Here is a 25,474-nt window from a genome sequence, read left to right on the forward strand (position 1 = left end):
ACTGTGAAGCCGCTGCAGAGCCGATCAGGCGGCCGGTAACGCCAACGGCCGCCGGGCGACGGTGTGTTGACCGTGGTCCGGCGGCCGTGTGCGGTGGGCGCGCGCGCTGAGCCGAGGGGGACGGATCACGTTCCGTCGGCCGTGCTTCCCAGTGTGGGAAACCGGCCCGGGAAGCAGCTGGGGGCCTGCTGGAGAGTCGCGGGGCGGCACCGAGGGTCGCGGGGCGGCACTTCGCGGATCGAGATCGAGCCTCCAGGGCGTGGTGCGAGGGTGCGGCTGTCACGCCTCTTGCACCTGTCGCGCCGAACCGTCCCACCCCGACTCGTACCGTCCCGCCCCGTCCCCGTCTTCTGGAGGCAGCCGTGCGCCCGACCACTCCCCCGTCCCCGCATCCCGCACCACGCGGTGTGGCCCTGCTGTTCCCCGGCCAGGGAGCCCAACAGCCTTTCATGGCGGCCGGGTTGTACCGCGCCCATCCGCCGTTCCGCCGCCTCATGGACGAGACGTTCGAGGTGTGGGGTGCCGAGGGCGCCGCGCTGCGCGCCGACTGGCTCTCGGAATCCCCGGCCGTGGACCTGGACGACGTACGCCGGGCGCAGCCCCTGCTGTTCGCCGTCGACCGGGCGCTCGGCCGTCTGGTGCTCGACTGGGGAGTGCGGCCCGCGGCCCTGCTCGGCCACAGCGTCGGCGAGGTCGCGGCGGCCACCCTCGCCGGTGTCTTCACCCTGGAGGAGGCGGCAGGGCTGATGGCCGAGCGGGTGGCGCACATCGAGTCCGCGCCGCCCGGCGGCATGCTCGCCGTGCACGCGTCCGCCGCCGACATGGCGCCCTACCTGCACGCCGACGTGGTCGTCGGCGCCGTCAACGCACCGCGCCAGGTGATCCTCGCCGGTTCCGAGGCGCCGCTCACCGCGTCCGAGGCCCGGCTGCGCGCCGCCGGGTTCACCTGCCGCAGGACCCGCGCCCTCAGCCCGTTCCACAGCCCGGCGCTCGCCCCGGCAGCGCAGGCGGCGCTGCCCGCGCTGACCCGCCTTCCGCTGCGGGCTCCGCGGCTTCCGCTGGTCTCGGCGTACACGGGAGGGCCGCTGACCCCGGCCGAGGCCGCCGACCCGCGGTTCTGGGCCGGGCAGCCCGCCGCCCCCGTACTCTTCGGTCCCGCGCTTGACGCGCTGCTCGGCACCGGCGAGCTGCTGCTGCTCGAAGCCGGGCCGGGCCTTGGGCTCACCTCCCTGGCCAAGCGGCATCCGGTGGTGGGCCCCGGCCGCTCCACGGCCCTTGGGCTGCTGCCCGCGCGCGCCAAGGGCGACGCGTCGGACCTGAACACCCTGCGTACGGCGGTCGAACGGCTGCTGTCCGAGGGGCAGTTGGCGCATGACCCGCTGCCGTCGCCGGAACCGGCGAGCGCGCCCTGAGCCAGGCCCAGCACGCAACCAGAGGCCCACCATCCCGCCTCCAGGCAGGACTGCGAGCGTGACAGCTCGGGGCCGGTCACCGGACCCCGCCGACTGTGAGTGAGGATGTCATGGAGCGTCGCATCGTCATTACGGGGATCGGTGCAGTGGCCCCCGGCAAGCCGGGCGCAAAGGAGTACTGGGAGCTGATCTCGAACGGGCGCACGGCCACCCGTACGATCTCGTCCTTCGATCCCGCGCCCTACCGGTCCCGGGTCGCCGCCGAATGCGACTTCGACCCCTTCGCCGCCGGCCTCGGCAGGCAGGAGGTCCGGCGCATGGACCGGGCCACCCAGTTCGCCGTCGCCGCCGCACGCGAGGCCGTCAGCGACAGCGGGCTCGACCTGCCCGCTGCCGACCCCGCCACCGTCGGGGTGTCCCTCGGCAACGCCGTGGGCTGCACGACGAGCATGGAACGCGAGTACACCGTCCTCAGCAACGAGGGCGCCGACTGGCTGGTCGACCACCGCTACGCCGTGCCCCACCTGTACGACCACTTCGTGCCGAGCTCCATCGCGGTCGAACTGGCGCGGCTCGTGGGGGCGCAGGGCCCCGTGGCGCTCGTGTCGGACGGCTGCACGTCGGGCCTCGACGCGATCGGCCACGCCACGGACCTGATCCGCGAGGGCAGCGCGGACGTCGTGATCAGCGGCGGCACCGACGCCCCGATCTCGCCGATCACGCTGGCCTGCTTCGACGCCATCAAGGCGACCACGCCGCGCAACGACGACCCGGAGCACGCCTCGCGCCCGTTCGACGCGACGCGCAACGGCCTGGTCCTGGGCGAGGGCGCGGCCGTGCTCGTCCTCGAAGAGCTGGAGCACGCCAGGCGGCGCGGGGCGCGGATCTACGCCGAGGTCGCCGGGGTCGGCACGCGCTGCAACGCGTACCATATGACCGGACTGCGCTCGGACGGTACGGAGATGGCCGACGCCATCACGCACGCCCTCGCGGAGGCCCGCCTCGCGCCCGAGTCGATCGACTACGTCAACGCGCACGGGTCGAGCACCAAGCAGAACGACCGGCATGAGACCGCCGCCTTCAAGACGGCGCTGGGCAAGCACGCCTACGACGTCCCGGTCAGCTCGGTGAAGTCGATGATCGGGCACTCCCTCGGCGCGATCGGCGCGCTGGAACTGGTCGCGTGCGTGCTCGCCATGCGCGACGGACTCATCCCGCCGACCGCCAACCTCCACGAACCGGACCCGGTCTGCGACCTGGACTACGTGCCGCTGAAGGCCAGGGAGGCCGAGGTCGACAACGTACTGAGCGTCGGCAGCGGTTTCGGCGGCTTCCAGACCGCCGTCGTCCTGGCCCGTCCCGAGCGGGTCGCGGCATGAGCGTCGACTCCACGGTGCGGGCCGTGGTCACGGGTGTCGGTGTGGCCGCGCCCAACGGCATGGGTACGGAGGCCTATTGGGCGGCGACGCTTGCGGGACGCAGCGGCATCGCCCCGACGACCCGCTATGACGCCGCCGGGTATCCGCTCCAACTGGCGGGTGAGGTAGCGGACTTCGAGCCCGAGCAGCACATCCCGAGCAGGCTCATCCCGCAGACCGACCACAGCACCCGGCTCTCCCTGTACGCGGCCGACGAGGCGCTGCGCGACAGCACCCTCGACCCCGGGCAGCTCGACCCGTACGGCATCGGGGTGGCCACGGCCTCCTCGATGGGCGGCTTCGAGTTCGGGCAGCGGGAGCTGCAGAACCTGTGGAGCAAGGGCGGGCGGTTCGTCAGCGCGTACCAGTCCTTCGCCTGGTTCTACGCCGTGAACACCGGCCAGATCTCCATCCGGCACGGCCTGCGCGGCTCCAGCAACACCGTGGTGACCGACGCGGCCGGCGGGCTCGACGCGGTGGGCAACGCCCGGCGGCAGATCCGCAAGGGGACCACGGCGATGCTCACCGGCGGTGTCGACGGCGCCCTGTGCCCGCTCGGCTTCGCCGGGCACCTCAGCTCCGGCGCGCTGAGCAGCGGAAGCGACGCGGACCGCGCGTTCCTGCCCTTCGCCGACGACGCTTCCGGTCAGGTGCCGGGCGAGGGCGGTGCGTTCCTGGTGCTGGAGGACGCCGTCAGCGCGCGGCGGCGCGGCGCTCGCAGCTACGGCGAGGTCGCGGGCTACGCGGCGACGTTCGATCCGGGTCCGCTGCCGTCGGGGCAGGAGGGCACGGGTCTGGTGCGGGCGATCCGGCGGGCGTTGCGGGACGCCGGTGCGGCCCCGCAGGACGTGGACGTGGTGTTCGCGGATGCCGCCGGGGTGCCCGACCTCGACCGGGCGGAGTCCCGTGCGCTCGGTGAGGTGTTCGGTCCCGGCGGGGTCCCGGTGACCGCGCCCAAGAGCATGACGGGCCGGCTCTTCGCGGGCGGTGCGTCGCTGGACCTGGCGACCGCGCTGCTCGCCCTGCGGGACGGCGCGATCCCGCACACCGCGAACGTGTCGCGCCCCGGCGCCGGGCATCCGATCGACCTCGTCACCGGGGAGCCGCGCGAGGCGGACCTGCGCTGCGCGCTGGTCGTGGCGCGCGGGCGGGGCGGGTTCAACGCCGCCGCCGTCGTACGCCGGGACACCTGACACCCACGGCGCGGCGCGCCCCCACCACCCCTTCCACACCCCATGCCGAAAGCCGAAAGGACATCTCATGAGCGACGCCAACGCGACCGTGACCGAACTGACCGTGGAGGACCTCACCCGCATCATGCGGGAGTCCGCGGGCGAGGACGAGTCGGTCGACCTGAGCGGCGACATCCTCGACTCCGACTTCACGGAGCTCGGTTACGACTCCCTCGCGCTCCTGGAGACCGCCGGGCGGATAGCCCGTGACTACGGGGTCGAGCTGAGCGACGACGACCTCGACGGCATCGACACGCCGCGGCAGTTCCTGACGGCCGTCAACCGGACGCTGGCGGCAGCCGCCGCGTAATCCCGGCGGGCCGGGAGCGGAGACGGGCGGGCGGGGCACACCTGGTGCGGTGTGCCCCGCCCGCCCGTCTGCGCGGTCCCGGCTCTTCTCAGCCGGGCACGGTCTCCTCCGCGGACCGCGCGCCCCTCTCCTCCAGGACACGTTCCAGCAGCCGTGTGGCGTTGCGGTGCAGGGGGAAGTCGGTGCCGGGCGGCATGATGCCGCTCTCCTCCAGGAGCCGGGTCACCCGTGCGGTGAGCACGCAGAACCGGAACGCGGCGAAGACCTCGTAATACTCAAGGTCTTGTACGACGTGCCCGGTGATCCGCTCGTAGTGGCGCACCGTCTCGGCGCGGTCGGGAAGGCCGGTGAGCCGGACCGCTCCGATGCCCTCGCTCAGGTGCCGGTCCAGGTGCAGGAACCAGGCCAGGTCCGACTCGGGCCTGCCCAGTGCGGCCATCTCCCAGTCCAGTACGGCGGCCGGTGTCTCCCCGTCGTAGATGATGTTGCCGAGCCGCGCGTCGCCCCACAGGAGGCGGGGCGCGCCAGGCTCATCGGGCTGGTGGTCGTACAGCCAGGCCAGGGCCGCCGTCGCGGTCCGGTTGTCGTCCGCTCCGTAGTACGGCAGGAGTCGGGTGTACTCGGCCAGTTGCTGCGTGAGGTGGCCGGTGCCGTACTGCGGCCGGTCGAGGAAGCCGAGGCCGAGCGCGACCGGGTCGAGCCGGTGGATCGCGGCGAGCATCTCGATGCCGCCGAGCCAGGCGGCGCGACGGCTGTGCGGCGGCAGGCCGGCGAGCCAGCCCTCGCGGTGGTACGAGGGGAAGTCCGCGGGCACCTCGCCCTCGATCCGCCGCATCACCAGGAACGGCGCCCCGAGCACGGACGACCCGGGTTCATGGCCGAGGAGGGGGGCCACGGGCACGTCCGTGCCGTCGAGGATCTCGAGCAGCCTGACCTGCTCCGTCCAGCGGTCGTCGGAGTAGAGGCGGTGCCCGGTGGGGGCCACCCGGACGGCCAGGGGTTCGCGGCGGGTCGTGCCGTCCTCGTCCTCGGTCCACTCGGCGTCGCAGAGCAGGATCTCTCCCGAGAATCCGGCGGCACCGGGCACCCGGACCGGGCCGACCTTCACCTCGCCGGACCGGTTCTTCCGGCGGGCCGTGAGCCAGTCGGCCAACGCCCGGCGGGTCTGTTCGGGGTCGCGCTGCACGGGAACGGGCACGGACTTCCTCCTTCAGCGGTCGGCAGGGGCACGCCGGACGGCGGCCTTCGGACCACGGCCTGCGCACCACGGCGTCCGGTGCGGGCGGAGCCCGAGTCTCGCCGGGGCTCCTGGCACCTGAATCCAGCGGCGCTGGGGAGCGGCCGTCGCCCCGGCCGACCGCAGGACGTCTCCAGTCGGTCTCCCTCGCCTCGCCATCGCGGCAAAGCAGCATCGTGCTCCCGGACTCCGCGGGGTCGGTTTCGCGGGCCCTTCTTTCCGGCCGGAACACAGGAGGAGCAATGCAGTTGCAGGGCAGGACCGCCGTGGTCACCGGCGGAACGCGCGGTCTGGGCAGGGCCGTCGCGCAGGCGCTTGCCGACGAGGGCGCCGTCGTGGTCGTCGCGGCCAGGGACGTACCGCCGGACTCCCCGGACCGGGGCGGCCGCATCGTGCACGTCAAGGCCGACGTCACCGTGCCCCAGTCGATCGCCGACCTGATGCGTACGACCCACGAACGGTACGGCGGTCCGCACATCGTGGTCGCCAACGCCGGGGTGAGCAGGCCGGGCCCGGTGTCGGCGCTCTCCGACGAGCACTGGGACGCCGTGATCGGCACCAACCTGACGGGCGTGTTCCACACGGTCAGGGAAGCGGTGCCGTATCTCCGGGACGCCGAGGCGGGCCGGATCATCACCATGTCCTCGCTGCTCGGGCGGCGCGCCATGCCCGGCGCCGCCGCGTACTGCGCCTCCAAGGCGGCCGTCGAGCGCCTGACGGAGGTCTGCGCGCTCGAACTTGCGCCGCAGGGCATCACGGTGAACTGCCTCTCCCCCGGCTTCATCGACGAGGGCCAGGGCCGGGACCTGATGGCCAACGAGGCGATCTGGCCGAAGCTTCAGGGCACCCTGGCCACGGGCCGGGCCGGCACGGGAGCCGAAGTCGCCCGCGCCGCCGTGTTCCTGGCCTCAGCGGAGAGCAGCTACGTCAACGGCGCGGTGCTGCCGGTCGACGGCGGCGTGCGCTGGTGACCGCGCAGCCCCTTTCTTGCCATCCCATCGCGACGACAGCCCCGGAGGCGAAAGCCACGTGCAAGCACTCACCACTCCCGCAGACGGCGGAACCCGGGTGCGGCCGGTAGCGGTTCCCGAGCCCGAACCCCGCCCCGACCAGGCCGTAGTGGAGGTCAGGGCGGTCTCGGTGAACCGCGGTGATCTGTCCCTGCTCGGCATGCTGCCGCCGGGCTCACGGCTCGGCTTCGACGTGGCGGGCACCGTGGTCGAGGCGGCGGCCGACGGCAGCGGACCGCCCGCCGGCACCCGGGTGGCGGGCGTGGCCGAGCGGGACGGCTGGAGCGAGCGCGTCGCCCTGTCGACCACCCGGCTCGCCCCGCTCCCGGACGGCATCGAGTGGACCGACGCGGCGGCCCTGCCCGTGGCCGGGCTCACCGCCCTGTACGCCATGCGGCACGCCGGATCGCTCCTGGGCCGCCGGGTCCTGGTCACCGGAGCCAGCGGCGGTGTCGGCCGGATCGCCGTCCAGCTGGCCAGGGCCGCGGGCGCCGAGGTGGCCGCCTGGGCGGGTTCGGCGGAGCGGACGAAGGGCCTGAGCGAGCTGGGCGCCTGTGACGTGTCCACGTACGACGCGGGCCCCGGGGCGACGCAGCCGGTGCACGTCCTGGTGGACAGCGTGGGCGGCGAGGTGTTCCGCAGCGCGTTCCAACTGGTCGAGCCGCGTGGCGTCGTCGTCTGTTACGGCAACACCACGCGCTCCGATCTGTCCCTGCCCTTCGACTGGGGGCATGCCCGCCCCGGCGTCCGGATCCGCTATCTGCACCTGTTCGACGAGATGCCGCGCAGGCCTGTCGGAAACGACCTCGCCGTACTGCTGCGGCTGGTCGCCGAAGGCGCCCTGGACCCCCATGTCACCCTCGTCGGCGACTGGACGGACCCGGAGCCCACCCTGCGCGGTGTCGGCGAGCGCCGGGTCAACGGCAAGGCTGTGCTGGTGCTTTGAACGCTGGGACTTTGAACGCTGGTGCTCTGAACCAGCCCGCTCACAAGGCGACCGCCCCGGACCGCATCGCGCGGTTCGGGGCGGTCGCTTTATGACGGGGCCCGATGCCGGACGCACCGGGGGATGTACACGTCCGGCACCGGGGTCTTGGTGGTGGCCGCCACGGTCAGGCGGCCTTGCCCTTCCAGGGCGAGTTGCGCTCGTACTTGGGGCGCCACACCGCGCGGTACACCAGGCGCAGCGGCGGTGGGACCTTGTCGAGCACGGTGCGCCGTTCGGCGTCCGGCACCCCGTCGAGCAGCCAGGGGAAGAACGTCGCCGCGCCCTTGATGCCGACCTGGCTGCGCTGCTCCGACACGAAGGCGCCCCACTCGGCCGCCGTGAGTTCGCTCTCGATGAGCGGCAGGGCCCGGGCCTCCTCGTGGTCGAGGTGGTCGGTCAGGCAGGCGATGACGTCGTCCATGAGTTCCGGCAGGGCCCGTTCGCCGCCCTCCCGGGCGAGCGCCGCGTCGACCTTCTCCACGGCCCCGTCGAGCTGGGCGTGTTCCTGCTCCATGGCCTGGAGCATTCTCAACTGCTCGTCCTGGCCCGCCAGTTTGTCGCGCAGGACGGGCCACAGTGAGTGGTCCTCGGCGAGGTGGTGGATCGTCAGGTAGTTCTTGAAGAGCTGCCATCCCTGGCGGAAGGCGGCGACGTCGTCGTGCTGGGCCGCCGCAAGCAGCCGCAGATCCCGCCGGAAGGCGTGGTGGATCGCGTACATCATCGTCAGGTCGACGGCGGGTGTGCCGTCGGTCTGCGCTCGGGCGTTCACTGCGGACTCCTCGTGGTCGGGTACGGCTTGCGGGCTCGGGGCGGCTGCCTCAGATCACGACGCCCATCTCGGCGTTCTCCGCGTCCTTGGAGGAGACCCGGATGACCAGGACGGCGAGGACGAACGCGCCGAGCAGGACGAAGCCCGCCACCAGGAACGCCGTTCCGTAGCCGTGCGCGAGGGAGTCGAAGACCGCCTTGCGGACCTGCGGCGGCATGTGCGCGGCGTCCGCGGGTCCGTAGCCGTCCGCAGCCTTGGCCGCGGCCGGGCCCATCAGCTCCGTGAGCCGGTCCTTGGTCGCCGTGACCGCGATCGTGCCGAGGGCCGCGAGCCCCAGCGCGGCGCCGACCTGCTGCCCGGCGTTGAGGAGGGCGGAGGAGACACCGGCCTGGGCCTTCTGCACCCCTGCCACCGCGGCGAGGGTCAGCGGCACGAAGCACAGGCCGACGCTGCATCCGGAGAGGACGAGCGGGCCGAGCAGATCGCCGCTGTAGGTGCCGTCCTCGCTGAGCCGCGAGAACCAGAAGAAGGCGACGGACGCGAGGAGCGTCCCTGCGCCGAGCAGGATGCGCGGGCCCACGCGCCCCACCACCTGGCTGCTGATGGTCGCGAAGACGGCGGCGCCCACGGCGAACGGCAGGAAGGAGAAGCCGGTCTTGAGCGGGCTGAAGCCGAGCACGATCTGCATGAAGAGGGTGAGGAAGTAGAAGAGCACGATCATGCCGGCGCCGAGCGTCAGCATGATGGCGTACGCGCCGGACCGGTTGCGGTTGCGGAAGATGCTCAGCGGCATGAGCGGGGAGTCGCTGCGGACCTCGATGAAGAGGAAAAGGGCGAGCAGTGCGGCGCCGACGACGAGCGGGGTGACCGTACCCGCGCTGCCCCAGTCGTCGGTGGCCGCGTGGATCAGGCCGTACACCACGAGGGACATGCCGACGGTCGAGGTGACGGCGCCCGGCAGGTCGAGCCGCCGTCCTTCGGTGGTGACGCGCTCGGCGGGGAACGCCTTGACCGCGGCCAGGAACAGCAGGATGCCGATGGGCACGTTGACGAAGAGGACCCAGCGCCAGCTGAGCGCGTCGGTGAAGACACCGCCCAGTACGTTGCCGAGCGCGCCGCCCGCGCCGCCCATGGCCGCGTAGATGCCCATGGCCTTGTTGCGCTCGCCGCCCTCGGAGAACGTGCTGGCGATCAGCGCGAGCGCGGCGGGGGCGACCAGTGCTCCGGCGATGCCCTGCACGGCCCGTGCGGCGATCAGCCAGCCCTGGTTGGTCGCCACGCCGCCGAGCAGCGAGGCCACCGTGAGCAGGGCGACGCCGAAGAGGAACGTACGGCGCTGGCCGTACATGTCCGCGATACGGCCGCCGAGCAGGAGCAGTCCGCCGAAGGCGAGCGCGTAGGCGTTGACCACCCATTCCAGGTTGGTCGCGGAGAAGTCGAGTGCGCTCTGGATGGACGGCAACGCCACGTTCACGATCGAGACGTCGAGGACGACCATCAGCTGGGCGACCGCGATGGCGGCCAGCGCGAGCCCCTTGCGGGAACCGGCGCCTGCCGCCGCGCCGGCCTGTGGGGAAGCGGGCGGGGACGCGTGAGCTTGCCCCAGGGATCGTTCGGACACCAGATCTCTCCTGCCGATGAGCGTGCGTAAGGGGGACGCGGAGGGGCGGCTCGTTCCGTGGACACCGAGGTGCATGGACACCGGGATGCGTGGACACCGAGATGCCAGATACGGAACAACTTGCCCCACAACTACGGAACAGTATGTCCCACAGCGATCTGCGGTGCAAGCTGTTCCACACAGCGGAGTCGGCGGCTCCGTCCCTCCCCCTCCCGGCGGCCATCTCCCCACCTGCGCGCCTCCAGCGGAACGGCAGATCGTGAGGACGGCACGCGCACCGGACCCGCCTCCGCCCCGGGAAGGAACCCCCCGATGACCCAGCCGTCGGCCGCGCCCCACCCCGGCGCCCCACCCGTACCGGCCGCTCCCCGCCTGGAAGAGCTCGCGCCGGGCGTCCACGCCTACATCCAGCCGGACGGCGGCTGGTGCCTGAACAACGCGGGCGTGCTGATCGGCGACGACGCGGTGGCCGTGGTGGACACCGCCGCCACCGAGCGGCGGGCCCGCGCCCTGCGCGCGGCCATCGCGTCGCGCACCCCCCTGGAGGTGCGCACAATCGTCACCACCCACCACCACGGCGACCACCACTTCGGGAACTCGGTGGTCGCCCCGCACGCCACCGTCGTCTCCCACGAGGTCACCCGGACCGAGATGGCCCGGCGCGGCCTGGCGATGCGGGAGGTCTGGCCGGGCACGGAGTGGGGCGACATCAGCCTCGCGCTTCCCACCCTCACCTTCCGCGAGCGCGCCACGCTCCATGTCGGCGGCCTGACCGCCGAGTTGATCCACGTCGGCCCCGCGCACACCACCAGCGACATCGTGGCCTGGCTCCCCGAACAGCGCGTCCTGTTCGCCGGGGACGTCCTGCTGCCCGGCTGCACGCCCTTCGTCCTGATGGGCTCGCTGAGCGGCACCCTGGAGGCGATCACGCGGCTGCGCGCCCTGGACCCGGCCGTCATCGTGGGCGGCCACGGTCCGGTCGCGGGCCCCGAGGTGCTCGACGCCACGCGGGACTATCTGCTGTGGGTGCGCGACACGGCCAGGGCCGGCCTGGCCGCCGGGCTCTCGCCCCTGGAGACCGCGCGCGAGACGGACCTCGGCCCGTACGCCGGACTCCGTGACCCCGAGCGCCTGGTGGCCAACCTGCACCGCGCCTACGTAGAGGAGTCGTCGCTGCCGCGGGACACCGAGATCCGGTCGGCCCCGGTCTTCGGGGAGATGGCGCAGTACAACGGCGGGCGTCCGGTCGCCTGCCACGCCTGAGGAGGACAACCCTGAGGGGTACGAACAACGGCCCCGTACAAGCCGGTTGGCGCGTACGGGGCCGTTGTTCGTACCGCGGTCAGCGGGCGGGGCTGCGCTCGGTGAACTCCTTGGCGTGCCGCAGCGTCGCCAGGCTGTTGGTGCCGAGCGCGTCCCGGATGAAGGTCCGCGCGTCGGCGACGGTGGTGTCCGGCCCGAGCAGGCTCACCGAGTCCGGGTTGATGACGACGGTGTGGCGCGCCACGGCCGTCGTCACGCCGTCCGACTCGTCGAGGAGCCAGGCCCCCACGTGCGCGGTGAGCAGCGGCGGCACACGGAGCTGCTTGTAGACGATCCGCTGCGAGCCGAGGCTCACCCGTACCGACTCGGTGGTGTGCCGGGAGCCGTCCCTGGCGATGGTGTCCATCTCCAGGACCTGGATGTCCGTGTCCGGCTCCGTCAGCTTCACCCGGGCCACGTGCGGCAGCCGGTCCTGCCACTCCTCGCCGCGCCACAGGAACGCGTGCACGTCGGCGCTCGGCGCCTCGATGCGCACCTGGTCCTCGAAAGTGCAGAGCAGTTCCCCGAGTTGGCCCGCGGACTCCGCGGTGGCCTTCATCCGGCTCAGCTCGGCCTCGCTGTTGTGGTCGAGCGCGCGGTTGATCCACTCGACGTTCTCGGGGGCGTCGTCCTTGGCCGTGAAGTCATGGAGCAGCACGACCTCGCACCGGTCGTCGGAGAGCGGGCGTATCTGCCACTCGCCGCCCATCGACGTCGCCGGAGCCGTGGTCTTCTCCTGCCGGAAGCCGACCGTGAGCGCTTGCGGGTCGAGCCGGCGCCGGGACTGCCAGGACTTGACCTCGTCGTTGGCCGTGGCCCAGATCCGCAGGGTCTCCTCACCGTCGCCGAGCGGCGTCTGCTCCACGTGTACCGACGGGGGAAAGACACGCGGCCAGTCGGCGGCGTCCGCGATGATTCCGTACACCGTCCGCGCCGGAGCGTCGACGGTGATGGTGTGCCGAGCGCGATGCGTCACTGCCATGATGGTTCCGGCTCTCCTTCGGGTCGGGGTTTCGGGCGCGCGCCGGTACTCAATTCCCGTACGCCCTCTACTGGTTGGGCCTTGATTAGGCCTTGGTTGGCCCTCAGTAGTTGCCGAGGCCGCCGCAGACGTTGATGGCCTGGGCGGTGACGGGGGCGGCGGCAGGACCCGCCAAGTAGGCGACCAGGGCGGCCACTTCCTCCGGGGCGGTGTAGCGACCCAGCGGGATCTTCGCCTCGAACCGCTTGAGCACCTCCTCCTCGGCGATGTCCCAGTGCCCGGCGTACCCCTCGCGGACCGTCCTGGCCATGGGGGTCTCCACATAGCCGGGGCAGACGGCGTTGACGGTGATCCCGGTCTTCGCCAGTTCGAGCCCGAGCGACTTCGTGAAGCCGACGACCGCGTGCTTGGAGGCGCTGTACGGCGCTCCGAGCATCACGCCCTGCTTGCCGCCCGTGGAAGCGATGTTGATGATCCGCCCGACGGACTTGGCACTCATCCCGCCCGCGTTGAGCACCTCGCGGGTGACGCGGAAGACGCTGGTCAGGTTGGTCTCGACGACGTCGTTCCACAACTCGTCCGAGATCTGCGCGGTCACTCCGCCGCCGCTGCGGCCCGCATTGTTGACCAGGATGTCGATGGGCCCGAAGCGGTCGACGGCCGCCGCGACGGAACGGGCGACGTCCTCACCGGAGCGTACGTCGGCGGCGGTGCCGTCGACGGTGATGCCGTCCTCGGTGAGCTCCTTCACGGCGGCGGCCACGTCCTCGGCGTTGCGCGCGGTGATGAAGACCTTGATGCCGTCCCTGCCCAGAGTCTCGGCCACCGCACGGCCGATGCCCCGCGTGGCCCCCGTGACCAACGCGACCCGAGACTCCCCGCTCTGCGGCTCCGCCGTCATGATGCTCCCTCCCGACTGTCCGACACTCCTGTACAAGGCCGAGCCTGGGGGTCGGCCCTGGAGGATGGCTGAAGACCCGGGAGTGCGGACAGCGGGGATTCAGGGGGTGTGGAAGGCGACCTCCGGGTTCTCCTTCGACGGGCCGTCGAGCAGGGGTGCGCTCCGGGAGCGGAGATGCCGGTCGAAGAAGGCGGTTACGTAGTCGGCGGTGATTTCGCCCGAGCGCTTGCCGGACAGCGGGGCCTCGGGGTCGGTGATGCCGAGCTGACCGCCGAGTACCGGCAGGTCGGTGAAGGTGAGGTGCCCGGAATCGACGACGGTGAGCCAGCGCTTCCAGCCGTGCAGGCGCCGCCACTCGCGCGGCCAGGAGGTGTCTTCGGCGGTGGGGTTGTGGCCTTCGCGGGTGCCGAGCATGAGGACGGGGCGGTCGGTGGCGTTGATTGGGACCGGGGCGAAGAAGGTGCCGTCCAGGTTGGCCGCTGCGCGGATGCGGTGGTCGGTGCCCATGGCCGCGGCTGCCGCGTTTCCGCCGAGCGAGTGGCCTGCGGCGCCGATGCGCCGGGGGTCGATCAGGGCGGGGTAGTCGGGGTGCTGTCCGTGGTCGGGGGAGCTTCCGTGGTCGGCTCGGGTCTGGCGGCGCGTCAGCTGGTCGATGACGAAGGAGAGGTCCGCGGCCCGGTTCCTGGCGGCCTTGGCCATCATCCGCTTCTCCCCCGCGTCGCCGTTCGGCGCGTTCTCGACCTTGTCGCAGGCGACACAGGTGCGCATGCGAGAGGTCTCGCCCTTGCCGGGGAACTGCGTTCCGAAGGACTCGTAGGCATGGTCGACGACGGCTACGACGTAGCCGCGGGAGGCCAGTTCCTCGGCGAGGCCGGTCAGGGTGGCGCGGTGCAGGGTGAAGCCCGGCGAGAGGACCACGAGCGGATGCCTGCCCTTGGCGGGGCGGGCGGCGGGCATGGCATTGGTCCGTACGGCGGCGACCTTGTCGTCATCGATGGCCTGGTCCAGCTTCTGCCCCTTCAGGAGCAGTTCGGCTTCCTCGACTCCCAGGTACGGAGCACTGCCGCTGACGCCGCCGGTCCTGGCCGGATAGTAGACGGACACCATCAGCTCCCTGGCCCCCGAGGAGGGCACCCACATGTCGCGGCGGCTCGCGTCCACGAGGTGGAGGGTGTCGCGTCCGATGCTGTGGGGCCCGGAGGGGCGCGGTAGGGCGAGCTCGGCTTCTTGCGCCGCCGGGGCGGGCGCGGACGCGGGTACGGACGCGGATACGGATACGGGTGCGGATACGGCTCCGTCCGCGAAGGCCGGGGTGAGGAGAGCGAGGGAGGCGATCGAGGCGAGGGAGGCCACGGCTACTGCGGCTCTGCGCCGCTGGGTGCGGTTTCTGGTCATGTCCGGGAGCGTATGAACGGCGGGCTGGTGCCCGGCACCGGCGAAAGTACGCAGCCACCCCCGACTTTAGTCGGGTGCGGCACGCACAGAGCCGCCCGTGGGTTTCCCCGCGGACGGCTCGTGTGTGGGCGTTCAGAGATCAAATTCGGCGGCGGCACATAAGTGTCCTGGGCCGCTGGACGACACCGACCGGGGCCGGCGACGGGATTCGAACCCGCGTTGCTCTCTTGAGAGGAGAAGTATCCGCAGCCTTCGCACCTGAACGAGGTCCACAGTAGCTGCGCGGGGCGGGCGAGGGCACGCGAGTTTCCGTGTCCCGGGGGGGGGGGACAGCGGCGTCAGCTCCCGGCGCAGGTGGTGTCCCAACTACCAGCCCAACTAACGGCCCACCTACTGTCCCAACTCCCGGCGCAGCTACCGACGGCGGTTTACCGCGGTAAACCAGCCGCACGCTTCCCGGGCCGCTCAGCCGGCCGTGCCGCCCGCTGCCCCCTCTGCCTGCTGCGTGTCCACCACCCTCCCCGGTACGAGTACGGCGAGGGTCTTGCGCGCTTCGCGCCGCAGTGTGCGGCGGCGGGCGAAGGTCGCGGTGAGAGCGAGGATCGAGACCGTGCCTCCGTAGAGCACCGCGGTCATCGTGGAGAGGAGCCCGATAGCCACCGGGCACGCACCTTTCTTCCCCCGTCCGGCCCACCCGGCTCACGGCACGGGTCAGGCGCTGATGCGTTTCCCCACCACCGTACCCACACCGCCGCTCCCGTCAACTCCCCTTTTGCGCCTACCAGTCGACGTGCGCGCTGATCCACTCACTCAGCCCCTCGACATCATCGGCGGGCGGCAGCAGCTCAGGACCGCAGCCGAGGGGCGTGTACGACAGCTGGAGGTGCGTGAGGTAGCCGTAGGGGCCGTTGTCGGCCGCCGGGCCGAGGATCAGTGCATGGGAGGGGGTGCGCCAGACGCGGTGGGTCAGCGCGGTACCGGTGACTATGCCCGCGCAGGACAGGACCGTGCGCTCGGGGCCATGCCCGAGATGTTCGGTCACCGCCTGCGCGGCCTGCGCGAGCACCGCCTCGCAGTCCTGGTCGGTGCACGGCCTTCGGCCGCTCCAGCCGGGCAGTCGCTGCCAGTCGTCCATGAGGTCGTACAACCACTCGCCGTTGGCCAGCTCCTCGTCGTCCGGGTCGACGGGATACACCTCGCCGAAGACCAGGAAGCTCCTTGTGTCCGGAACACCGAACGGGTTGCCGTTCTCATTGCACAGCACATGCCCGTACCCGGTGCGGAAGGAAGACTCCTCGACCAGGTCCTCCCACGCCCATCCGCGCTCCCGCACCACCAGGTCGACGGAGTCGAAGCCGCCGGAGACACGTGACGCGGTCGGAAGCGCCACGAGCTCGGCAACGGCTGCGGCGGTCAAGGGCCCGTGGGCGAGGGCATGTACGGGAATCGGCATGCGGATCACTGTAGAAGCGGCCGCGTCAACAGCTCGATGGCGTACGGGGTTCCGTCGCCGGACAGGGTGCGGCGCACGGCGGTGCGAGTGATCGTTGGGCGAGGGCCATTGTCAGTGCCTCCGCATAGAGTGAAATCACTCGGGAAGCTCGCGGAGAAGCCCTCGGAGAAGGAGCACAAGCATGTCCGCCAACAGGATTCAGCACAAGGTGAATCACGTCGCTCTGGTAGTGGACTGTTCGGGTTCCATGCGGCCGCATGAGAATCAACTCATCCGCGTCGTGGATGAGTTCGTGGCGGGGTTGAAGGCCGAGTCGGACAGCCTCGGTCACGAGACCCGCATCAGCCTCTATTCCTTCGATCACAGGGTGGAGAATCTGGTCTGGGACATGGACGTGAAGCACCTTCCGTCCATGCGCGGCCTTTATCAGGTCAACAATGGTGCCACGGCGCTCATTGAAGCCTCGCTGAAATCCCTGGACGACCTCGGACACATCTGGGAGGAATACGGAGAGCACAGCTTCCTCCAGATCGTCGTGACGGACGGCGAGGAGAACGCCTCCGGCGGCGACCGGCGGCACGACGGCGACATGGCCATCCTCGGACCGTGGCTCGACAGGATCTCGGCGAAGATGGGCGGGCTTCCCGGCCACTGGACTTCGGCCATCCTCGTGCCGAACTCACTGGCCAAGCGGACCGCCCAGAACTACGGCTTCCCGGCGGGCAACATAGCCATCTGGGACGCGGATTCGCAGGAGGGTGTCGAAGAGGCGATAGGCACCGTCCGCGCCGCCGCCACCAGCTTCCTGCGGGCCCGCGAGCAGGGCGTGCGCGGCACGAAGAACCTCTTCGCCGTCGGTCAGGACATATCGATCGACGAGGTGCGGGCGAATCTGGAACCGATACCGGCCGACAGGTACCGGCTCCTGAAGGTCGACAAGGAGATCGAGATCCGTCCCTTCGTCGATTCGCATCCGGGCGTCACGTACGAGCGGGGTGCGTGCTATTACCAGTTGGGCGCGCGGGCCCAGGTCCAGCCGAACAAGGAAGTCATCGTGGTCGAGAAGGAAACCGACCGGGCCTATACGGGAGATGCGGCCCGCAGCCTTCTGTTCGGTTCGGGCATTCAGGGAACCGTCTCGGTGAAGGCGGGCAACAATCCCAAGTTGGAGGTCTACGTACAGAGCCGTTCGGTGAACAGGAAACTCAAGCCGAAGACGCGTCTGCTCATCATGCTCTGAGGAATTCGGACCGCGCCTCGAAGCGCCTTCCGGTGGCGGTGCGGTGCAGTGCGGTAGGACGCGGGCATTCAGTAGCCTGTGCAAAGGAACTGTCGGAGCGGCGCCGAACTGCCCTTATTCCATGGGCGGTCGGCGCCGTCGCCGGTGCAGAGAGCCCGTCAACGTCCACCGACCTCAGGAAGTCGACATGCATCTTCAGTCGCCCGCCGATCCGTCTGAGCCGTCCCGAATGCGCGTCGATCTGCTGACCAAAGAATTCCCTCCGGAGATTTACGGGGGTGCCGGCGTGCACGTCGCGGAGCTCTCCCGCGAAATGCGCGCGCTGGTCGATCTGCGGGTGCGCTGCTTCGGCGCGCCTCGCGAGGCGCCGGACGTGACGGCCTACGCGGAGCCGGAGCTGCCGGGTGACGGGAACCCCGCGCTGCGCACCCTCGGGGCCAATGTGGAGATGGCCGCGGCGTGCGCGGGAGCGGACGTGGTGCACAGCCACACCTGGTACGCCAACGCGGCGGGCCGGCTCGCCCAGGTCCTGTACGGCACGCCGCACGTCGCCACCACGCACAGCCTCGAACCGCTGCGCCCCTGGAAGGCCGAGCAGTTGGGCGGCGGCTATGCGCTGTCGTCCCTGGTGGAGCGCTCCGCGCTGGAGAGCGCGGACGCGCTGATCGCCGTGTCGCACGGCATGCGCAAGGACATCCTGCGCGTCTATCCGGAGGTGGACCCGGAGCGTGTGCACGTGGTGCACAACGGCATCGACACCCGGGTCTACCGCCCCGACCACGGCACGGCGGCCCTTGAGCGGTACGGCGTGGACCCCGATCGCCCCATCGTCCTGTTCGTGGGCCGGGTCACCCGGCAGAAGGGACTCGCGCATCTGCTGCGCGCGGCGTTCGAGCTCGATCCGCGCGCCCAGCTCGTGCTGTGCTGCGGGCAGCCGGACACGGCGGAGATCGGGGCGGAGACGGCGGCGCTGGTCGAGGAGTTGCGCCAGGTGCGCGACGGAGTCGTCCGTATCGACGGCATGCTCGACCGGGACTCGCTCCTTCAGCTGCTCACCCATGCGTCCGTCTTCGTCTGCCCCTCCCTGTACGAGCCGATGGGCATCGTGAATCTTGAGGCCATGGCCTGCGGCACGGCCGTGGTGGCCACCGGGACGGGCGGCATCCCGGAGGTCGTGTCGGACGGCGAGACCGGGCTCCTCGTCCCCATCGAGCAGGAGCAGGACGGCAGCGGTACGCCGCTCGCGCCCCAGCGTTTCGCCTCCGACCTGGCGGCCGCCGTGAACCGGCTCCTGGCCGACCCGGACCACGCGGACCGGCTCGGGGCGGCGGGTCTTGCGCGGGCCCAGAAGGAGTTCGGCTGGGACGTGGCCGCGCAGCGGGCGCACGCCGTGTACCGCTCCGTGCTGCGCCGCCGCCGCTGATCCCGTCTGCACAAGGACCGCGGCGCCGCAACCTCTGGTTGTCTGTTTGATCTCGTTGACCGCACCACCGGCGCCGCCGTTACGTTCCCAGACATGTCTCACACGACTTCCGCGCACGATGCGGAGAGCGGCGTCGTCCCGGAGAATGTCGGGTCCGTGGCCGGGTCCGCAGAGGACGAGTCCGCCCCCGGGAGCGAAACCCGGGTCACGACCCTGGAGTTGTTCTTCGATCTCGCGTTCGTCTTCAACTTCACCCAGCTGGCCAGGGTGCTCAGCCGGGACATGTCGCTGCGCGGAGTCGTCCAAGTACTGCTCATCTTCTGGCTGTTGTGGTGGATGTACGGCGGCTACGCCTGGCTGACCAACCATCTGCCGCCGCAGCGCAGGCACCACCGGGTCCTGCTCCTTCTCGGCATGGCCTCCTTCCTGGTCATCGGGCTTGCCACGCCCAATGCCTTCAGTGGTGACGGCGTCGCGTTCGGCATCGGATATCTGCTGATCGTCTCCGTGCACGCCGCGCTCTTCGCGTTCGGCGGCCCGGGGGCGGCCCGCAACATGCTGCGCATCGCGCCGTTCCACACGCTGGGCGCCCTGCTCATCATCGGGGCGGGGTTCCTCGACGGATGGGTCGTGTACGCGCTGTGGGCGGCGGCCGTCGCCCTGGAGATCATCGCGCCGATGGTCACCGGAGTGTCGGGCTTCGAGCTGAAGCCGGGTCACTTCGTGGAGCGGCACGGCCTGCTGATGATCATCGCGCTCGGCGACTCGTTCCTCGCGCTCGGCATCGGCACCAACGGCGGCCAGGCCGGATTCGGCGTCGTGACCACGGCCATGCTCATCTTCGTCATCCCCGCCTGCCTGTGGTGGGTGTACTTCGACGAGGCGGAGAAGGCTCGGCGCGCCGAACTCGCCCTGGAGCGGCAGGGCGCGGCCGAGCGCTCCCGGCTCGCGCTCGCCGCGTTCTTCTACGCCCATGTGCCGATGCTGCTCGGCCTCATCCTGATCGCCGCCGCCGTCAAGAAGACGATCGTGCACCCCTACGACGCGCTGGCCCTGGCCCCGTCCATAGCCCTTGCCTGTGGTGTCGCGCTCTACCTCGCCGGGATCGCCTGGTTCCACGGAATTCTCAAAATCGGCCCGCAACGTTTCCATTTCACGGCCGCCCTGCTCGCGGTGGCGGCAATTCCCGTGGGCCATTACGGAACAGCGGTGGCCGAAGTCGTACTGCTCGGTGTCCTGATCGGTACCGCCCTGCTCAGCGATCACCGCTGGACCAAGCAGATGGCGCATCTATATCAGTGAGGCGCGCCCCTATCAGTGAGGCGCACTTCCATCAATGAATCAAGGAAAAGAGAAGGAGACTCCATGAGTTCCGCGGTGGATCGCCTGGACATCATCGAGACCTGCACCCGCATGGGCTGGTACATCGACCAGCGCGAGTGGGAGTCGCTCGGCGAGGTGTTCAGTGACGAGATCAAGCTCGACTACACCAGCCTCAACGGCGGCGAGCCGGGCACCGTCACCGGCAAGGAACTGGTCGCCGCCTGGTCCGGGCTGCTCGGCAACTTCGACGCCACCCAGCACCTGCTCAGCAACTTCCTGGTCGACGTGCAGGGCGACACGGCGGTGACGACCGCCATGTTCCAGGCCACCCACCGCATGTCCAACGACCACGGCGGCCCGCTGTGGACGCTGGGCGGCACCTACCGCATCGCCCTGGAGCGCACGGCGGGCGGCTGGCGCATCAACGGCATCGTCATGACGACCACGTGGGCCGACGGCAATCAGCACATCTTCGCCCGCGCCGCCGCACAGGCTGAGGCCGCACAGGCGTAGACCCGCGTATTCCTGAGCGGCGGTACACCGCAATCTCAGGAAGTCGACCACCTGTTTCTTGCTGGCTCCTGATTGCCTCGATCAGGATTTCCATGGGATTCCTTCCATTTCTAGGAGCATTCATGAGCAACACCACGGAAGAGACCAGGAAAGTCGTCCAGCGGTGGTTCGACGCACTGACGTCGGGTGATTTCGAGACCGCGCTCGACACGCTCGCCGAGGACGTCGAGTGGATCAACTACACGCCGGTGCCCGGCTACAACGACGACATGAAGTGGATCGGCAGCTACCGCGGACGTGACGCCGTCCTGGAAACCCTGCAGATCTTCACCGGCGCCGTGGACGTGCGCTTCGAGAAGCTGGTGAACCTGGTCGTCGACGGCGACCAGGCCGCCGGGGTCATCCACGAGATGTCGACCGTGCGGGGCACCGGCGTCGAGTTCGAGATCGAGTTCATCCAGTGGCTGACGGTCCGCGACGGCAAGATCGCCCGCTGGAAGTCCTACACCGACCCGTCGCAGATCATCCGGGCCCTGCGGGGCGACACGTCGGGGCAGGAGGCCGCCTGATGAGTGCCGAACTGATCACCGCCGTACGCGGCCGGGACACCGCACGCGTTGCCGCGCTGCTCGCGGACGGCGCCGACGCGGCTCACCGCGAGTCCGCCACCGGCCTCACCGTCCTGATGATCGCCGCGGGTCAGGCGGACGCCCCCACCGTCCGCGCCCTGATCGAGGGCGGCGCCGACGTCCTGACCGCCGACAGCAGGGCCGGCGCGACCGCGCTGCACAAGGCCTGCCAGGGCGGCAGCCTCGACGTCGTGAAGGCGCTCGTCGAGGCCGGTGCCTTCGTGGACGCGGTGGCGCCCACCACCGGGCACACCGCCCTGATGGACGCCCTCTGGTACAAGTACCCGGACATCGCCGAGTACCTTCTCGCGCAGGGCACCGCGCTCCAGGTCTACACGCACTACGGCTTCTCGCTGGAGCAGCACTTCGCGTACGAGCTGAACGTCAACACGTTCGGCAAGGACAAGCTGCTCAAGGCAGAGAAGCACCTCAACGCCCGCCGGGGTGACGACGAGCGTGCGGTGGCCCGCCAGGAGCTGATGGCCGCGACGGCGGAGGGCGACACCGAGCGGGTGCGCAAGCTTCTCGACGCGGGCGCGGAGGTCGACGAGCGCTCCCCCAACCTGAGCGGCTTCAACGACAGCCACACCGCGCTGCTTGTGGCCTGCCGCGACGGTCACGACGAGATCGTGCGGCTGCTGCTCGCCGCGGGCGCCGACGTGAACGCCGTCGAGCCCACCTTCGGAGCCGTACCGCTGCACAAGGCCGTCTACAACGGCCACGCCGGCATCACCGCCGATCTGGTCCGCCAGAGCGGCATCGACCTCGACTTCCAGGGCGCGACCAACGGGTACAGCCCGCTGCACGACGCCCTGTGGCACGGCTACGAGGAGTGCGCGCGCACGCTCGTCGAGGCCGGCGCCCGGCTCGACCTGGTCGGCCACGACGGCAAGACGCCGCTCGACCTGGCCGTCGAGGTGTTCGGCGCCGACCACGCGCTCACCGGCCTGATCCGTACGCGCGCCACCCGCTGACCCGTATCCACGCCCCGACGACTCTGCACAGGCAGGGAGTTGCAGCATGCTGTTCTACGTCCAGATGAAGTGGAAGCACGAGGGACGCATCACCCTCGACGAGCTGTGGGAGCTCGAGCAGGACGAGGCGGCCCACGCGCAGGAGACCGTGGATTCCGGTTTCTGCGTGGGCATCTGGAAGGTCGCCGCGCAGAAGCGCGTGATCGCCATCATCGACTCGCCGGACGCCGAGGAGCTCGACCGCACCGCACTCGGCCGGCTCCCCATGCGGGAGTACCTGGAGTTCGAGACCGTCTGGCCGCTGCGCGACTACCTCGGCTTCGCCGAGGACGTCAAGCAGCGCTACAAGGTCTGACCCGGGGCGGGGAGTCCGAGGACGTGAACCGGGAACGCAACCGCACCGCCCTTGTCACCGGGGCCAACCGAGGCATCGGCCTGGAGACCTGCCGCCAGCTGGACCTGGCGGGTCTCGACGTCGTGCTCGCCTCGCGCGATCTCGCCCGCGGCCGGGCGGCCGCACGGACGCTGAACAGCCCGCGCATCCGGGCGGAGGAACTGGACGTCACCGATGCCAAGAGCGTCCAGCGCTGCGCGGAGCGCCTCGACCAGGCCGGGGTCGAGGTCGATGTCCTGGTCAACAACGCCGGGGTCTATCCGACCGTCTCGTACTTCTCGCTCGACGAGGACGTCATGCGCCGGGCCCTGGACGTGAACCTCATGGGGGCCTTCCACACCTGCCAGGCCTTTGTGCCCGACATGGTGCGGCGCGGCTACGGCCGGGTGGTCAACGTGTCGTCGGGGCTCGGCGCCCTCACCGAGAACGTGCCGTCGCCCGCGGCCTACGGCATCTCCAAGGCGGCGCTCAACGCGCTGACCCTGGTGGTGTCCGCCGCGGTCCCGCAGAGCGTCAAGGTCAACGCGGTCTGTCCGGGCTGGGTCCGTACGGACATGGGCGGCCGGGGCGCGCCGACCAGCGTCGAGAAGGGCGCGGACACCGTGGCCTGGCTGGCGCGGCTTCCCGACTCGGGGCCCACCGGGGGCTTCTTCCGCAATCGCAGAAGGATCGACTGGTGAGCGCGCTCCGTGCGGCCGCGGTCGTGGTGGCCGTCGCCGTCGCCGTACTCGCCGTGACGATCATGACGAGCGACTATGTGCGCGCGGTCGCCAAGGAAGTCGTGCGCGACACCCCCTCCGCGCACGACCCGGCGGCCCTGGCCGCGCTCGAACCGGCCGTGCGCGGCTATGTCGAGGCCGTCGACGCACAGGACGCCGACGCCCTGGTCACCGTCTTCGCGCCGGATGCCACCGTCTCCGACACGGGACGCAGCTTCCGCGGTCGCGCGGCGATCGGGGACTGGGCGCGGGACGAGGTCGTCGGCGGTGAGCTGACCGTGCTGCGCACCACGCACGGGCCGAAGGGGCCCACGGTGCTCCTCCGCTTCGATCCCGAGGGGCTGATGGCCGGCTTCCGGGCCCGCTACACGTTCGACGTCGAGAACGACCTGATCACCCGGATCACCCTGCGCTACGCCTGACCCACCGACGCCCTCAGGAGCCTCCATGCCGAGCACCCGACCCCTGATACCCGCTCTCGCCCTGTCCGCCGCCCTGCTCATCGCCGGCTGCTCGGAAGGCTCCGACCAGCCGGAAAGCCCCTCCGGCTCCACCCGGCAGGCAGCGGCACCGGACAAGGACGCCAGCGACACCAAGGACACCAAGAACGAGGACCGGAAGGACGACGGAGTGGACCCCGCAGCCCAGGCCTATGTGGACGCCGTGGCCGACGAGGACCTCGACGGGCTGGTGAACGCCTTCCACTCCGACGCCCAACTCACCGACGTGGGGCGGAAGTTCAACGGTCACGACGAGATACGTGACTGGGCCGACGACGAGGTGATCGGCGGCAAGCTCACCGTCCTGAAGAACACCCCCCAGAGCAACGGCACCACGTTGCTCGTGCGCTTCGCTCCCGGCGGCACCGGCGGTTTCGAGGCCAACTACGAGTTCCAGGTGCGCGACGGCCGCATAGCCAAGCTCAACCTCCAGTACGCCTGACCGCTTCCGTCCCCTTCACAAGGAGTGGCCTTCATGAGTACCGCCACCGCAACGGGGCCCGGCGAGACCCGCAACAAGCTCGCCCTGGGCGCCCTTGGCCTCGGCGCCTTCGTCATCGGCACCGCCGAGCTGGTCATCGTCGGCGTCCTCAATCTCATCGCCGACGATCTGGACGTCTCGCTGAGCACGGCGGGCCTGCTGGTCACCGCCTACGCGCTCGGCATCTCCATCGGCGGCCCGATCGTCACGGCCGCCACCATCAAGGTGCCGCGCCGCACCCTGCTGTGGGGGGCGCTCGTCGTCTTCGTCCTCGGCAACCTCGCCGCGGTCTTCGCCGGAGTCTTCGGCCTGCTCGTCGTCGCCCGTGTGCTGTGCGGCGCGCTGCACGGCCTGTTCCTGGGCGCCGCGTCCGCCGTCGCCACCAGCCTGGTCGCCCCCGAACACCGCGGTCAGGCCGTCGGCCTGGTCTTCGGCGGCATCTCCGTGTCGACGGTCCTCGGTGTGCCGCTCGGCACGCTGCTCGGCCAGAACCTGGGCTGGCAGGCCACGTTCGCCGGTGTGGTCGTCCTCGGCCTCGTCGCCCTCGCCGTGATCATGGCCTTCGTGCCGTCCGTCGCGAGCACGGGATCGACCGACCTCGCCTCCCAGGCCAAGCACGCCTTCCACCCCAGGGTCCTCGCCATGCTGGCGGCCGAAGTGCTGCTCATGGGCTCCCAGTTCATCGCCTTCACCTATCTGGCGGCGTTCCTGGAGGACGTCACCGGCATCGAGGGAGCCGCGGTCAGCGCCTTCCTGATGATCTTCGGTGTGTTCAGCGCCATCGGCACCATCGCGGGCGGACGCTTCGCCGACATCAACGCCTCGCGGACCCTGCTTGTCGGCAACAGTGTGCTCATCGTGGCCCTGCTCGGCCTGTACTTCTTCCGGGAGAGCCCGGTGCTCGTCGGCGTCGCCCTCGCGGCCTGGGGCATCGTCGGCTTCGGTGTCACCCCCTCGCTCCAGCTGCGCGTCATCTCGCTGGCTGGCGAGGGCGCCGACCTGGGCGCCACCCTGGGCGCGTCCGCCGCGAACGTGGGTGTCGCCTCGGGCGCCGCGGTCGGCGGCTGGGCGCTTGCCTCCTTCGGCATCGGCGACGTCCCGCTGACCGCGCTGGTCTTCTCCGTCATCGCGCTGCCCGCCGTCTGGGCCACGCGATTCCTCAAGGTGCCCGTCGCCCAGAGCCCGGACGCCGGTTCCGCACCGGTCGCCGCGAGCGACAACACCCCCGTGTCCGCCAGCAGTTGAGAT

26 protein-coding genes are annotated in these 25,474 nt (G+C 70.8%); 18 read left to right on the forward strand and 8 right to left on the reverse strand.

Annotation, left to right across the window (positions count from 1 at the left end; genetic code table 11):
* Positions 1-407 precede the first annotated feature (407 nt).
* The 4 genes from ABZ906_RS36570 (at position 408) to ABZ906_RS36585 (ending at position 4,372) form a co-directional block, all read left to right on the forward strand.
* Positions 408-1,412, forward strand: coding sequence for an acyltransferase domain-containing protein (locus ABZ906_RS36570; protein WP_361390401.1), 1,005 nt, complete (start codon positions 408-410; stop codon positions 1,410-1,412).
* Positions 1,413-1,522: 110 nt separating this feature from the next.
* The gene (locus ABZ906_RS36575) at positions 1,523-2,791 is read left to right on the forward strand and encodes a beta-ketoacyl-[acyl-carrier-protein] synthase family protein (protein WP_361196072.1); all 1,269 of its coding nucleotides are present in this window, start codon (positions 1,523-1,525) and stop codon (positions 2,789-2,791) included.
* Positions 2,788-4,023, forward strand: coding sequence for a ketosynthase chain-length factor (locus ABZ906_RS36580; RefSeq protein WP_361390164.1), 1,236 nt, complete (start codon positions 2,788-2,790; stop codon positions 4,021-4,023). The genes ABZ906_RS36575 and ABZ906_RS36580 overlap by 4 nt, the downstream gene beginning before the upstream one ends.
* 67 nt (positions 4,024-4,090) lie before the next feature.
* Complete coding sequence (locus ABZ906_RS36585; RefSeq protein WP_361196076.1) at positions 4,091-4,372, forward strand: acyl carrier protein; 282 nt, start codon at positions 4,091-4,093, stop codon at positions 4,370-4,372.
* Between the two features lie 88 nt (positions 4,373-4,460).
* On the opposite strand, the gene ABZ906_RS36590 is transcribed toward ABZ906_RS36585, so the two are convergent.
* The gene (locus tag ABZ906_RS36590; RefSeq protein WP_361390166.1) at positions 4,461-5,570 is read right to left on the reverse strand and encodes a phosphotransferase family protein; all 1,110 of its coding nucleotides are present in this window, start codon (positions 5,568-5,570) and stop codon (positions 4,461-4,463) included.
* Positions 5,571-5,851: 281 nt separating this feature from the next.
* On the opposite strand from ABZ906_RS36590, the gene ABZ906_RS36595 reads away from it, so the two are divergent.
* Positions 5,852-6,580, forward strand: a complete 729-nt coding sequence (locus tag ABZ906_RS36595; RefSeq protein ID WP_361390168.1) for an SDR family NAD(P)-dependent oxidoreductase — start codon at positions 5,852-5,854, stop codon at positions 6,578-6,580.
* A 58-nt stretch (positions 6,581-6,638) separates the two neighbouring features.
* Entirely contained in the window at positions 6,639-7,565 is a 927-nt protein-coding gene (locus ABZ906_RS36600; protein ID WP_361390170.1) for a zinc-binding dehydrogenase, read from the forward strand.
* 166 nt (positions 7,566-7,731) lie between these two features.
* On the opposite strand, the gene ABZ906_RS36605 is transcribed toward ABZ906_RS36600, so the two are convergent.
* Both ABZ906_RS36605 and ABZ906_RS36610 read right to left on the reverse strand, forming a co-directional pair.
* Positions 7,732-8,376, reverse strand: a complete 645-nt coding sequence (locus ABZ906_RS36605; RefSeq protein ID WP_361390172.1) for a hemerythrin domain-containing protein — start codon at positions 8,374-8,376, stop codon at positions 7,732-7,734.
* Positions 8,377-8,425: 49 nt separating this feature from the next.
* Complete coding sequence (locus ABZ906_RS36610) at positions 8,426-9,997, reverse strand: DHA2 family efflux MFS transporter permease subunit (protein WP_361196085.1); 1,572 nt, start codon at positions 9,995-9,997, stop codon at positions 8,426-8,428.
* 312 nt (positions 9,998-10,309) lie between these two features.
* On the opposite strand from ABZ906_RS36610, the gene ABZ906_RS36615 reads away from it, so the two are divergent.
* The gene (locus tag ABZ906_RS36615; protein ID WP_361390174.1) at positions 10,310-11,260 is read left to right on the forward strand and encodes an MBL fold metallo-hydrolase; all 951 of its coding nucleotides are present in this window, start codon (positions 10,310-10,312) and stop codon (positions 11,258-11,260) included.
* 79 nt (positions 11,261-11,339) lie between these two features.
* Here the strand turns inward: ABZ906_RS36615 and ABZ906_RS36620 are convergent, their stop codons facing one another.
* The 5 genes from ABZ906_RS36620 to ABZ906_RS36640 form a co-directional block, all read right to left on the reverse strand.
* Positions 11,340-12,281, reverse strand: a complete 942-nt coding sequence (locus ABZ906_RS36620; RefSeq protein WP_361390176.1) for an aromatase/cyclase — start codon at positions 12,279-12,281, stop codon at positions 11,340-11,342.
* 103 nt (positions 12,282-12,384) lie between these two features.
* A complete protein-coding gene (locus ABZ906_RS36625) occupies positions 12,385-13,182 on the reverse strand; it encodes an SDR family NAD(P)-dependent oxidoreductase (RefSeq protein ID WP_361196090.1) in 798 nt (265 codons plus the stop codon).
* 99 nt (positions 13,183-13,281) lie between these two features.
* Positions 13,282-14,577: an alpha/beta hydrolase gene (locus ABZ906_RS36630; RefSeq protein WP_361390178.1), complete on the reverse strand. Its 1,296-nt coding sequence runs from the start codon at positions 14,575-14,577 to the stop codon at positions 13,282-13,284.
* 465 nt (positions 14,578-15,042) lie between these two features.
* Positions 15,043-15,237 (reverse strand): hypothetical protein, encoded by a 195-nt coding sequence (locus ABZ906_RS36635; protein ID WP_361196094.1) that lies wholly within the window; start codon positions 15,235-15,237, stop codon positions 15,043-15,045.
* A 118-nt stretch (positions 15,238-15,355) separates the two neighbouring features.
* Positions 15,356-16,030, reverse strand: a complete 675-nt coding sequence (locus tag ABZ906_RS36640; protein ID WP_361196096.1) for a hypothetical protein — start codon at positions 16,028-16,030, stop codon at positions 15,356-15,358.
* A 181-nt stretch (positions 16,031-16,211) separates the two neighbouring features.
* Here ABZ906_RS36640 and ABZ906_RS36645 point away from each other — a divergent pair, with 181 nt between their 5' ends.
* From ABZ906_RS36645 to ABZ906_RS36695, 11 genes are all read left to right on the forward strand, one after another.
* On the forward strand, positions 16,212-17,270 hold the full coding sequence (locus tag ABZ906_RS36645; RefSeq protein ID WP_361196098.1) for a vWA domain-containing protein: 1,059 nt from the start codon (positions 16,212-16,214) through the stop codon (positions 17,268-17,270).
* A gap of 229 nt (positions 17,271-17,499) precedes the next feature.
* Entirely contained in the window at positions 17,500-18,693 is a 1,194-nt protein-coding gene (gene glgA / locus ABZ906_RS36650) for a glycogen synthase (RefSeq protein ID WP_361390403.1), read from the forward strand.
* A gap of 93 nt (positions 18,694-18,786) precedes the next feature.
* The gene (locus tag ABZ906_RS36655) at positions 18,787-19,995 is read left to right on the forward strand and encodes a low temperature requirement protein A (RefSeq protein WP_361196099.1); all 1,209 of its coding nucleotides are present in this window, start codon (positions 18,787-18,789) and stop codon (positions 19,993-19,995) included.
* Positions 19,996-20,058: 63 nt separating this feature from the next.
* On the forward strand, positions 20,059-20,529 hold the full coding sequence (locus ABZ906_RS36660) for a nuclear transport factor 2 family protein (RefSeq protein WP_361390180.1): 471 nt from the start codon (positions 20,059-20,061) through the stop codon (positions 20,527-20,529).
* A 122-nt stretch (positions 20,530-20,651) separates the two neighbouring features.
* Positions 20,652-21,098 (forward strand): nuclear transport factor 2 family protein, encoded by a 447-nt coding sequence (locus tag ABZ906_RS36665; protein ID WP_361390182.1) that lies wholly within the window; start codon positions 20,652-20,654, stop codon positions 21,096-21,098.
* Positions 21,098-22,132: an ankyrin repeat domain-containing protein gene (locus tag ABZ906_RS36670; protein ID WP_361390184.1), complete on the forward strand. Its 1,035-nt coding sequence runs from the start codon at positions 21,098-21,100 to the stop codon at positions 22,130-22,132. Before ABZ906_RS36665 ends, ABZ906_RS36670 begins: the two co-directional genes overlap by 1 nt.
* 46 nt (positions 22,133-22,178) lie before the next feature.
* Positions 22,179-22,487, forward strand: a complete 309-nt coding sequence (locus tag ABZ906_RS36675; protein ID WP_161304493.1) for a muconolactone Delta-isomerase family protein — start codon at positions 22,179-22,181, stop codon at positions 22,485-22,487.
* Positions 22,488-22,510: 23 nt separating this feature from the next.
* On the forward strand, positions 22,511-23,206 hold the full coding sequence (locus ABZ906_RS36680; RefSeq protein WP_361196107.1) for an SDR family NAD(P)-dependent oxidoreductase: 696 nt from the start codon (positions 22,511-22,513) through the stop codon (positions 23,204-23,206).
* Complete coding sequence (locus ABZ906_RS36685; RefSeq protein ID WP_361390186.1) at positions 23,203-23,667, forward strand: nuclear transport factor 2 family protein; 465 nt, start codon at positions 23,203-23,205, stop codon at positions 23,665-23,667. Before ABZ906_RS36680 ends, ABZ906_RS36685 begins: the two co-directional genes overlap by 4 nt.
* 25 nt (positions 23,668-23,692) lie before the next feature.
* Positions 23,693-24,187, forward strand: a complete 495-nt coding sequence (locus tag ABZ906_RS36690; RefSeq protein WP_361390188.1) for a nuclear transport factor 2 family protein — start codon at positions 23,693-23,695, stop codon at positions 24,185-24,187.
* A 33-nt stretch (positions 24,188-24,220) separates the two neighbouring features.
* Entirely contained in the window at positions 24,221-25,471 is a 1,251-nt protein-coding gene (locus ABZ906_RS36695; RefSeq protein ID WP_361196113.1) for an MFS transporter, read from the forward strand.
* Positions 25,472-25,474: the final 3 nt, after the last annotated feature.

Source organism: Streptomyces sp. NPDC046925 (assembly GCF_040644915.1).
Lineage (GTDB): Bacteria > Actinomycetota > Actinomycetes > Streptomycetales > Streptomycetaceae > Streptomyces.